Genomic DNA, 11646 nt, shown 5'->3' on the forward strand with positions numbered 1-11646 from the left:
TGGCCGTTCATGCCGTCGCCCCGCCGGGAGCCGCCCTGACAGGGGGCGACGCAGCATGGGGAACCGGTAAAGCGCGTCCCATTCTTGCCGTTTACCACGGCAACTTTGCAGTTCAGTCCCGCAATTTCGCACTTCAGCCCTCGAATCCGTCAGGTTAATAGATCGCTAATTGACGTCCATAGTCGTCTCAAGGATACTTTGCGGCTGGTTGTTTTCATTCTGAATACAGACGTCTGACCGATTTGATCCCGGAGAATCCCATGCTGCGCAAAACACTGCTCGTCCTCGCCATCGCCACGGCGCTTTCCGCCTGCGGCAAAGGCGAGAAAGACCCCGCCAAGGACGGCAAGGACGCCAAGCCCGTTCAGCTGCTGGTCGCTCCGGAAGACTTGCTCACCATCGCCTCGAACGCACTCGCCTCCGGCCCGGTCGTGACCGGCTCGGTCCAGCCCGAACGCAAGGCCGACCTGCGCGCCGAAGTCTCGGCCGTGGTGCTGCAGGTACTCAAGGAAAACGGCGACCTGGTGCAGCGCGGCGATATTCTCGTCAAGCTCGATGAAACCGCCATCCGCGACAGCCTCAGCTCGGCCGAGCAGTCGGCCCGCGCCGCATCGCAGGCGCTCGACCAGGCCGAACGCCAGCTCGAACGCATGAAAACCCTGCGCGCCTCGGGCATGACCTCGGCCCAGGCCATGGATGACGCCGAAGTGCGGCGCAATACGGCCCTGAGCGAAGTCTCGGCCGCCAAGTCGCGCGCCGCGCTGGCGCGCCAGCAACTGGCCCGCACCGTGGTGCGCGCGCCGTTCGACGGCGTGGTCAGCGAGCGCAAGGTCTCGGCCGGCGACACCGCCTCGATCGGCAAGGAATTGCTGAAAGTGATAGATCCGTCCAGCATGCGCTTCGAAGGGCGCGTCTCGGCCGACCGCATCAGCGCGGTCAAGGTCGGCCAGCCGGTCAGCTTTCGCATCAACGGTTACGCCGGCGAAGAGTTTCGCGGCGTGGTCAAGCGGGTCGACCCGGCCGCCAACGAAGTCACGCGCCAGGTCGAGGTGCTGGTCGCCTTCGCGCCCGGCTCGGCGGTGCCGAAAGTGTCCGGCCTGTACGGGGAAGGGCGCATCGAGGCCGAAACCAAGGCCGCGCTGATGCTGCCCGAAGGCGCGCTGGTCAAGGCCGGCGACAAGGCCTATGCCTGGCGCCTGAAGGACAAGACATTGCACAAGGTCGACCTGGCGATCGGACCGCGCGACACGCGCACCGGCAACTATGAAGTCAGGCAGGGGCTGGCCAGCGGCGACATCGTCATGCGCAACCCAAGCTCGACCTTCAAGGAAGGCCAGACCGTCCAGCTCGCGCCCGGCAAGGTGGCCGCCGCCGCACCAGCCGTGCAGGGGAAATAAGCCATGTTCCTTTCCGATTTCAGCATCAAGCGGCCGATCGCGACGATCGTCCTGATCCTGGCCCTGATGTGCATGGGCCTGATCGCCCTGACCAAACTGCGCGTCAACCAGAATCCGGACGTGGAAGTGCCGGTGTTGCAGATCAATATTCCGTATCCGGGCGCCTCGCCCGACACGGTCGAGCGCGAGGTGATCAACCGCATCGAAAAGTCGCTGCTCAGCATTTCCGGGGTGACCGATGTGCATGCCAATGCGGTCGAGGGCAATGCCCAGTTCTGGCTGGAGTTTAACTTCGACAAGAACCTGATCGAAGCGTCCGACGAGGTGCGCAATGCCATCGCCACGGTGCGCTACAAGCTGCCGACCGAGATGCGCGAACCGATCCTGCAGCGGCTCGACCCGGCCACCCAGCCGATCCTGAACCTGGCGCTCTCGTCCACCAGCCAGACCCACGCGGAAATCTCGCGCCTGGCCGAGGATGTGCTGGCCGACCGCTTCCGCGGCATCGACGGCGTGGCCACGGTCAACGTCAACGGTGCGCTGCGGCGCGAACTGTCGGTCCTGCTGCGCGCCGAAAAGCTGCGTGAATACAATGTGGCCGTGTCCGATGTGGTCAATGCCTTGCGCACGCAAAACACCAACGCGCCGGTGGGCAAGATTCGCGGCGAATACGACGAGAAAAGCATCCGCCTGGTGGGCCGCATCGAGTCGCCCGAGGAATTCCAGCAGATCGTGGTCAAGCGCCGCGGCGAAGAAGTCGTGCGCCTGGCCCAGGTGGCCGAAATCCGCGACGGCTTTGCCGAGGTCAACAATCTGAGCATCCGCAGCGGCAAGCCGAACGTCGGCATCACCCTGACCCGCTCGCGCGACGCCAGTACCGTCAGCGTGGCGCAAAAGGCCAAGCTGCTGATCAAGGAACTGGAAAAGGAACTGCCGAAAGGCACCGTGCTGGAAATCACGCGCGATGGCGGCGACGAAGCCCAGCGCAGCCTGAACAATGTGATCGAGTCGCTCGTGTTCGGCGCCGTGCTGACCATTTTCGTGGTCTACGCCTTCCTCAACTCGTGGCGCTCGACCCTGATCACGGCCTTGTCCTTGCCGACCTCGGTGATCGCGTCCTTCATCGCGGTCTGGCTGTGCGGCTTCACGCTCAACTTCATGACCCTGCTCGGCTTGTCGCTGGCGATCGGCGTGCTGATCGACGATGCGATCGTGGTGCGCGAAAACATCGTGCGCCACATGCAGCGCGGTTCCGACCGCCGCAAGGCCGCGTTGGAGGGCACCGCCGAGATCGGCATGGCGGTGGCCTCGACCACCTTCTCGATCATCGCCGTGTTTATTCCGGTGGCCTTCATGCCGGGCGTCTCCGGCGAATGGTTCCGTCCGTTCGCGCTGACGGTGACCTGCTCGGTGCTGGTCAGCCTGGTCATTTCCTTCACGCTCGACCCGATGCTGTCGGCTTACTGGGGCGACCCGCCGGACCACCACACGGCGCCGAAAAAGGGCATCTCCAAGGTGCTGCATCACTTTAACGAGTGGTTCGACCGCCAGGCCGACGGCTATGGCCATGTGATCGCCTGGGCCTTGCATCACCGCATCTGGATGACCCTGATCGCCGTGGCGACCTTCGCCGGCGCGCTGTACCTGCAGGGTGCCAAGGGCGGCACCAGCTTCCTGCCGGCGGCCGACTATGGCCAGTTGCTGATCGATGTGCGCACGCCGGCCTCGTCGAGCGTGGAATACTCGCGCGCCAAGCTGGAAAAGGCGGCCGAACTGGCGCGCTCGATCAAGGAAACCAAGGATACCAACGCTTTCATCAACACCGGCGGCGGCAAGGTGTATGTCGATATCGGCAAGCGCGCCACCCGTTCGCGCAGCGCCAAGGAGATCGCGGTCGAGCTGCGCGCCAAGATCAGCCAGCTGGTCGGCGCCGAGTACGTGGTGCTGGACGACATGAACAACGGCGCCAACAAGCCGATCCAGATCCGGTTCACCGGACCGGACTCGCGCAAGCTGCTCGACATCGCCAACGCCTACATGGAGAAACTGCGCAGCGTGCCGGGCGCGATCGACGTCGGCTTGTCCGAACAGGACCCGAAAAACGAATTGCAGATCGAACTCAATCGCGGCCTGGCCAATTCGATGGGCATTTCGGTCAACGACGCGGCCCAATCCTTGCGGGTGGCCTTTGCCGGGGTCGAAGTGGGCGACTGGGTCGACCCGACCGGCGAAACGCGCGACGTGGCGGTGCGCCTGCATCCGGACGACCGGGTCAGCGCCGACAACATCGAACGCCTGCCGATCGCCGTGACCGGCACCAACCAGATGGTGCCGCTCGACCAGATCGCCACCATTACCATGGGTAAAGGGCCATCCGGCATCTCGCACAAGAACGGCAAGCGCACCATTTCGGTCTCGGCCAATGCGCAGGGCCGCTCGAACGGCGAAGTCTCGGGCGACGCCATGAAGCTGGCCGATACCTTCGACTACCCGCCCGGCTACGGCCGCGAGCTGGGCGGCGCCGGCCAGGACCAGAACGAGCTGTTTACCGAAATGGGCATTGCGCTGGTATCGGGCATCGGGCTGATGTATCTGATCCTGGTGATGCAGTTCGGTTCCTTTACCGCGCCGCTGGCGGTGATGCTGTCCCTGCCGCTGTCCCTGATCGGCGTGGTGGTGGCGCTCTTGATCACCGACAACACGCTCAACCTGATGAGCTTCATCGGCATCATCATGCTGATGGGCCTGGTGGCGAAGAATGCCATCCTGCTGCTCGACGCGGCCCGTGCGCGCGAGCGTGAAGGCCACAGCCGCGAGGATTCGCTGATGGAAGCGGGGCGCGCGCGCCTGCGTCCGATCCTGATGACCACCTTCGCGCTAATCGCCGGCATGTTCCCGGTGGCGCTGGGGCTGGGCGAGGGCGGCGAGTTCTACCGTCCGCTGGCGATCGCGATCATCGGCGGCACCATCACCTCGACCATCCTGACCCTGCTGGTGGTGCCGACCTTCTACGACAGCATCGAAATCAAGACCGACAGCATGGGCGTCAAGTTCCGCCGCCGGTCGGAGCGTTTCGGCCCGTTCCTGGCGTTCCTGATGACCTTCGCCGAAGTGATCTTGTTCCTCACCTTCATCCGCTTCATCTACCGCGCGCTGATGTGGCTGGTGCGCCTGGTGACGGGACGGCGCACCGTGGTGGCGCCGCGCGTGGTGTCGCTCGACAAGGGGGCGTAAGCAAGAGGGTAGGCAGTTAAGCGAAGGCGCATCGCTCACGATGCGCCTTCGTGACGCACTTTCGTGACGCACCTTCGTGATGCACATTTGTAACGCACATTCGGGATCGCCTCCCGTGCGTTGCAATCGAACCGAATCGGATCCATACTGTGTCGCTGATATCTCGACAAGATGACTCCCCATGACCCTAGACATCAAAGGCGGCCTCAAGAATACTTCCGTCAGCCATAAGCGCTACGTGGTGTTCGAGGAGCTGTTGTCGAACGCAATCGACTCGTATCTGATACGGCGCAGCGCGGACCCCCAGGCGCCGCCGCTGCGGATCGAGATTGGCGTCGAGTTCGTGAACGGTTCGCTGTTTCCCGATGCGGATGAGCAGATCGTGGTCTGGTGCAAGGATAACGGGGCAGGTTTCGGCGACGCGCAAGTCAAAGCCTTCGTAACAAAAGATACGACCTACAAAGACTATCTGCTGATCCAGGGCATCGGCAAATGCAAGGGCGCGGGCCGGATCCAGTTTTTCCACTACTTCTCGCAGCTCGATATCGACAGTGTGTTCGACGCCGGGGGCAGCCGCTGCCGACGCACGCTCAGGGCACATGCCGAGACGCGTGAAATCACGGAAAGCGATTTTGTCACGCAAGCCGGCTCGGGCGACATCAACACCTGCGTCACGCTCAAAGGAATGGCGAAACGGACATTCGCCGGACTGTTCGATCCGGCGACTTTGCGCGTCGATTTTTCCGCGCGCACTCTGCATGATGTCTTGAACACGTCGTTCATGCAGCGGTTCATTGTTTTGAAAAAAATCATTGGCAATTTCACGGTAGCGATTGCCGAAGTTGCCGGCGCCAACCGCGTTGAAGAGCTGATCACGTCAGAGCACCTGCCCACCGCAGTGCAGGTGCTGCCGATCCGCTTGAGCTGCGACCACCGCAGCAATATCGAGGCTTGCGAGCTGCGATTAACGCGCTATTCGCTGGACCAGGCCAGTAGTCCCTCGCTTGAACACGAGGTCGCTCTTTGTGCCAACTCCGCCATTGCCATCTCGCTGACGAAACGGTTTTTGAAGTCATCGGCAGACCGGCGCAGGCCGATTGACGGCAAGATCGAACTCCTGCTAGTCGAGGGCGATTTGCTCGATCAAAAAGTGAACGTGCAACGCGACGGCTTCGACCTGCCCAGCGAATGCAGCCATGCCAGGGAATTCGATGAAGAATTTTCGCTGCAGGACATCATCGAGTCGCTTGAAGATACGGTCTACGCGATACTGACCCCACCCGGTTACGATCGCGAGGCGCTGATCAGGTCGACGCAAGAGAAGTTCGGTATTTCCAGGGCCATGCTGGAGAAAGCCAACATCAAAATCCACTACGGCGATACCGAAGAAAATATCGCCAGACGAACGCTGCGCAGGTTCCAGGACGAGATCGTGCAAGACACGTCGAAGCTTGTCGACATGAAGCAGGAACTGCTCAAGCTGGACCCGCGCAGCAGCGACTTTCGCAATGTGCTCGCCGATCTGTCATGGCGCTACACCAGCAGCCTCCAGAAAATGGACATGGCGAACCTGTCGCAACTGGTGGTGCGCCGCACCGCCATGCTCGATGTCTTGCAGCGCGCCACGGAACTCATGCTGGACTGCCAGCAGGACGCGCCCGGAAAACGGCGCGATCACGAAAAGATCATCCACAATATCTTTTTCCCGACAGGGAAGGACAGCAACGATACGGTCGATCATGATATCTGGATTCTCAACGAGGAATATCACTACTACGATCATATTGCATCGGACAAAGCGCTATCGTCAATTTCCTGGGATAACCAAAAACTGTTCGAAGCGGATATCGACGAGAGTCTTGAAAGACTGTTCCGCATCAATAATGAAGTGCATCATCTGAAACGTCCCGATATCGCCATTTTCAACAAGGAAGGCGCCGCGATCATCATCGAATTCAAGGCGCCCGGGGTTCAACTGCAGGAACACATCAACGATCTTGCGCAATATGCGCGCCTGCTGGCAGCAAAGTCCGACGGGCGGATAAAGCGCTTTTATGGCTATCTGGTCGGCGACAGCATGGACGAAAGCCGCATGCCGCCCGGATGGACGAAGTTTCCGGCTAGCGATGGCTATTTTTTAACGGCGCGCCTGGACGATCCGAAGACCGGCCGCCAGTACGGCGAACTTTACTCGGAGATGCTTTTTTACCAGCACTTCGTCACGCGCGCGCACAACCGGCTTGAGGTGTACAAGCGCAGGCTGAACGTGCGCTTCTGATGCTTTGCCGCCATGCCGGGCATGCGTGCGCGCGGATGGCGCGTGTCAGTATCGCTCCTGGCGCCGGCACCGTACAATGCTTGGTCGATGAAACCGACTCCAGGGAGAATTGACTCTGACGCAACTTGATATCGAAGCCTTTGCAAAGACAAGCGACCGTGACGCCGTGTTGGCACTGCTCGCCACCGTGATCGGGCCACTGGAAAGGGATGATGATCTTCCAGAGGACTATGATCTGCGGATCTATAAATCGGGCGGGATGATTGTCGTGCTTCAAGCGATGGAGGATGGCTTAATCAGCGTATGGGTACGTGGCGCCAGCCCCTGGCCATCTTCTCCTGCTCTTGGCAGATACTTGGCCGCACAACTCCACTGCCTTGTCCTGTGCGACCCGGAGGCGGAGTATCCCGAGATCTCGCAGTACGCCGACGTGTTTCTCCAGATCGAAGGCGATGCCGAAAGCCTTATTCCCTTGGAGTGAGTCCGATACGCCGTTCAATCTGCGCAATGTCTCCTGTTCTTCGTCGCCAGGACGACAGCGCGAGTTCGTCTGATACCGGTGTGCTCGCTTGGCGGGCGCGATTTTTCAGCATAGCGACGCCGCCGCTTTTGCGCCTGGCAGAAACGGCGGCATGCTGGTTCGTGGACGCCGTCAGTGCTTAGCGCTTGTCCTTATCTGCCGGCGGAGTTGTATCGGTGGTGCTGCTGCCAGACGTGCCGCTGGTACCGGTACCGGTGCCAGAAGTGCCGCTCGTGCCCGATGTTCCCGACGTTCCGGTGCCGCTCGTGCCCGACGTGCCGGTGCCGGTATCGCCCGTGGTGCCGCTGGTGCCCGTGTCGCCGGTACCCGTTCCGCTGGTGCCGGTTCCTGTGCCGCTGGTCCCCGTGCCACTGGTGCCGGTGTCGCCGGTCCCGGTCGTGCCGCCGGTGCCGCTGGTGCCCGAGGTGGTGCCCGGCGTGGTGGTGGTGGTGGTGTCGCCCGTCCCTGTGGCAGGGGTGTCGTTGCGTTTGCAGGCCACGAGCATCGACGCCAGCAGCGCCGCGCTAAAGATGATTTTTGGTGCGGTTGTGAATGGTTTCATTGTTTACTCCTCGGTCACGACAATTGAGTACCGCCGCCTGTCCATCGAGCTTGCCGCAGGCAACGGCGCCAGGTCGATCCTGCCGGACATGCAACACTGCCCGGCGAGGACCATCAGGGAACCGGCGTCGTGGTTAACGCGGTCCCGTTATCTGATGCGCGAATTCGACTGTGAAAATTAGACTTTCAACATCTGCGCCAGTTCATCTTTATTTGCGTTTATGACGTAGATTGAGCTCCATGTCCGCGCAATTTGATACGGATCAAACTTTGCGACCGGCCGCGCCCATTCCCTCAGGTCGAGGAACGCGCGGCGTGCGCCATCAGGGCCGGAATTTCGGCTGGAATCTCGCGTGCCAGGTAGCCCAGCACGCCGAAGCGCAGGGCCAGCTGTTCGCCGGCCTGCGCGTGCAGGGCCACGCCCCAGCAGGTGGCCTGGGCCAGGGTGGCGCCGCGCGCCGCCAGCCCGGCGATGATGCCGGCCAGGGTGTCGCCCGAGCCCGAAATGGCCAGGCCCACGTTGCCGCCTTCATGCTGCCAGGGGCCGCCGTCGGGCGCGCCGATCACGGTGCGCGCGCCTTTCAGCGCCACCACCGCGTTCCAGGCCTGCGCCGCGGCGCGCGCCGCGCCGTCGGGGTCGGCCAGGATGTCTTCTTTCGCGCGCCCGGAGAGGTGCGCCATCTCGCCCGCGTGCGGGGTCAGGATCACGGTCTGGTCGAAGCGGAACGGCGCCGCGTCGCCGTGGTCGAGGTCGGGATTGGTCACGATGCCCATGGCGTTGGCGTCCAGCACCACGCTGGTGCCCGCCAGGCGCGGCAGCAGGGCGCGCACCAGCGCCGCCGTGGCCGCTTCATCCTGCATGCCGGGGCCGATCAGTACCGCGTCGATCTTGTCGGCCAGCGGGTCGAGCGTGGCCAGCGCATCGCGCTCGAAGCCGCCTTCAGCCGTTTCGCGCAGCCCGATCACGCGCGCTTCCGGCATGGCCAGCGCCACCAGTTGCGCCACGCTGGCGCCGGTGGCGATGGTCAGCTTGCCGGCGCCGGCGCGCAGGGCGGCGGTGGCCGCCAGGATCACGGCGCCCGGCATCTCGCACGAGCCGCCCAGGATCAGCACGTGGCCGCGCCGCTCCTTGTCGCCTTCGGCCGGCGGCATCGGCAGCGGCCAGGCGCGCAGGGCCGCGCTGTCGATGGTGATCATGTGGGTGCTGGCGAGCGGCATGTCCATGGGACCGGCGCGCCTACGCTTTCGGAGCAGCGGGCACATCTTTTTGAACCGTGACCGGCGTGCCTGCCGCTTCCAGGGGAGCGACAAAGTTGGTCAGTTGCAAGCCGAGCTTGCCGTGCTTGCCGTCGTGCGGATTGAAACTGTAGGACGTCACCGAGCAGTTCGGCACGTCGGCGGCCCGGTCGAAGGCCAGGATCGCCGCTTCGTCGAGCCGTTCGAACAGGTAGCGGAAGCAGTTGACCGTGACCTGGTGGCCGACGATCAGCACCCGTTCCTTGCAGAATTCGCGGGTGATGGTGTCGATGATGCTGCGCAGGCGCAAAATCACGTCGCACCAGCTTTCGCCGCCGGGCGGGCGGAAGTAGAACTTGCCCACGTGCTGGCGCTGTTCGTGCAGTTCGGGATATCGATGCTCGATGCCGAGCACGGTCAGGCGGTCGAGGATGCCGAATTCCTTTTCGCGCAGGCGCTCGTCCACCTGGACCGCCATCAGGCTGTCGGGGCCGAGCTGTCGCATGATGATGCGGGCGGTCTCGGCCGCGCGTACGTAGGGCGAGTGCAGCACCACGTTGGGGCGCTCGTTGGCGGGCATGGCAGCGAACCAGGCTCCCAGCGCGCGCGCCTGTTCGGCGCCGAGCGGGGACAGCGGCACGTCGACATCGCGCTCGGCGATGTCGATATGCAGGCCGGCCGCCGCTTCCGCCGCGTCGCGCGCCACGTTGCCGGCGCTTTGTCCGTGCCTGACCAGCCAGATCTGTTGCGGCCACTTTTGTTCCATCGATTCGCCTGCCCTTGTAATGTTGACACGGCGTCATCATAGACGGATTCGACCGCAGTTCAGCGCACGATACAAGCAGTGGTGGCGTCTTGCTTACGCTGCTTTCTCATCGGCATCGAGATTCACGGCGGCGTCGCTGTTGAAGACCGCCATGTCGGTCTGGCCGAGCACGCGGCTGGTCACGGTGCCGGCCGTGATCGAGCCGCTCACGTTGAGCGCGGTGCGGCCCATGTCGATCAGGGGTTCGATCGAAATGAGCAGGCCCGCCAGCGCCACCGGCAAGTCCATCGCCGAGAGCACGATCAGCGCCGCGAAGGTGGCGCCGCCGCCGACCCCGGCCACCCCGACCGAGCCGACCGTGATGATCGCGATCAGCGGCACGATGAAGCTCCAGCTCATCGGGTCGATGCCGACGGTCGGCGCGATCATCACCGCCAGCATGGCCGGATAGATGCCGGCGCAGCCGTTCTGGCCGATGGTCGAGCCGAACGAGGCGGCGAAGTTGGCGATGCCTTCCGGCGTGCCGAGGCGGCCGGTCTGGGTCTGCACCGACATCGGAATCGAGCCGGCGCTGGTGCGCGAGGTGAAGGCAAAGGCCAGCACCGGGAAAATCTTTTTCACGTAGCGCACGGCGTTCAGGCCGGATGCGCCGATCAAGAGCAGATGCACGCAGAACATCAGCAGCAGGGCGCTGTAGGAGGCGGTGACAAATCCGAGCAGCTTGACGATGCTCTCCATGTTCGAGCCGGCCACCACCTGGGTCATCAGCGCGAACACGCCGAACGGGGTCAGGCGCAGCACCAGCGTCACCATGCGCATGATGATCGCGTGCGCCACCTTGATGAAGCGCTCGAAGGCGTCGAAGATCTCCGGCTGCTTGGCCGCGATGCCGGTCGCCGAGATGCCGACGAAAATCGAAAACAGCACCACCGCGATGGTCGAGGTCTTGCGCGCGCCCGTCATGTCGAGGAAGGGGTTGGCCGGAATGAAGCTGATGATCATGCTCGGCAGCGAAATCGCCTGCGCCGTGTTCAGGTGCCCTTTCAGATAGTCGCCGCGCGCCACTTCGGCGGCGCTGGCGGTCAGCCCCACGGCGGACAGGCCGAACAGCTCGGCCATCAGGATGCCGATGCCGGCCGCGACCATGGTGGTGGCCATCAGGATGCCGATGGTCAGCGCGCTGATCTTGCCCAGCGAGGAGGCGTCGCGCAGCTTGAGGATGGCGGCGATGATCGACACCATAATCAGCGGCATCACGATCATCTGCAACAGCTTGACGTAACCGGTGCCGACGATGTCGAGGTAGGCATTGGTCTCGGTGATGGTGGGGGAGGGCGCGCCGTAGATCAGCTGGAACGCCGCGCCCAGCAGCACGCCCAGGCCCAGGCCGGTAAACACGCGCTTGGTGAACGACGCATGCGCCTGCTGCATCTTGTAGAGGAGAAAGCACACGCCGAGGGCGACGGCCAGGTTCAGGATCACGGGGAAATTCAGGGTCATGCGGGCCTCTTGAGTGGGCGCTGCGCGCGGATAGCGCTGTGCGGCGGCAATGTAACGGATCATTCTAACCATAAACCTGCTGCGCTGCACACAGGCTCGTCCGTGAGCGGGCGTATAAAAACGATCATATTGTTGACAGCGCGGGGGATGTTTG

At 63.2% G+C, this 11646-nt stretch carries 8 protein-coding genes; 4 read left to right on the forward strand and 4 right to left on the reverse strand.

Annotation, left to right across the window (positions count from 1 at the left end; all coding sequences use genetic code 11):
• Positions 1-260: 260 nt before the first annotated feature.
• From F2P45_RS09055 to F2P45_RS09070, 4 genes are all read left to right on the forward strand, one after another.
• The gene (locus F2P45_RS09055; protein WP_166873118.1) at positions 261-1397 is read left to right on the forward strand and encodes an efflux RND transporter periplasmic adaptor subunit; all 1137 of its coding nucleotides are present in this window, start codon (positions 261-263) and stop codon (positions 1395-1397) included.
• Positions 1398-1400: 3 nt separating this feature from the next.
• Positions 1401-4631, forward strand: a complete 3231-nt coding sequence (locus tag F2P45_RS09060) for an efflux RND transporter permease subunit (RefSeq protein WP_166873121.1) — start codon at positions 1401-1403, stop codon at positions 4629-4631.
• A gap of 181 nt (positions 4632-4812) precedes the next feature.
• Positions 4813-6909, forward strand: coding sequence for a hypothetical protein (locus F2P45_RS09065; protein ID WP_166873123.1), 2097 nt, complete (start codon positions 4813-4815; stop codon positions 6907-6909).
• A 109-nt stretch (positions 6910-7018) separates the two neighbouring features.
• Positions 7019-7390 (forward strand): hypothetical protein, encoded by a 372-nt coding sequence (locus tag F2P45_RS09070; protein ID WP_166873126.1) that lies wholly within the window; start codon positions 7019-7021, stop codon positions 7388-7390.
• Positions 7391-7568: 178 nt separating this feature from the next.
• Here the strand turns inward: F2P45_RS09070 and F2P45_RS09075 are convergent, their stop codons facing one another.
• From F2P45_RS09075 to F2P45_RS09090, 4 genes are all read right to left on the reverse strand, one after another.
• On the reverse strand, positions 7569-7991 hold the full coding sequence (locus F2P45_RS09075) for a hypothetical protein (RefSeq protein ID WP_166873129.1): 423 nt from the start codon (positions 7989-7991) through the stop codon (positions 7569-7571).
• A 293-nt stretch (positions 7992-8284) separates the two neighbouring features.
• A complete protein-coding gene (locus F2P45_RS09080; protein WP_229504985.1) occupies positions 8285-9214 on the reverse strand; it encodes an NAD(P)H-hydrate dehydratase in 930 nt (309 codons plus the stop codon).
• A 13-nt stretch (positions 9215-9227) separates the two neighbouring features.
• Complete coding sequence (locus tag F2P45_RS09085; RefSeq protein WP_166873132.1) at positions 9228-9992, reverse strand: histidine phosphatase family protein; 765 nt, start codon at positions 9990-9992, stop codon at positions 9228-9230.
• Positions 9993-10085: 93 nt separating this feature from the next.
• Positions 10086-11492, reverse strand: coding sequence for an L-cystine transporter (locus tag F2P45_RS09090; RefSeq protein ID WP_166873134.1), 1407 nt, complete (start codon positions 11490-11492; stop codon positions 10086-10088).
• Between the last annotated feature and the right edge of the window lie 154 nt (positions 11493-11646).

The organism is Massilia mucilaginosa, from assembly GCF_011682145.1.
GTDB classification, from domain to species: domain Bacteria; phylum Pseudomonadota; class Gammaproteobacteria; order Burkholderiales; family Burkholderiaceae_D; genus Telluria_A; species Telluria_A mucilaginosa.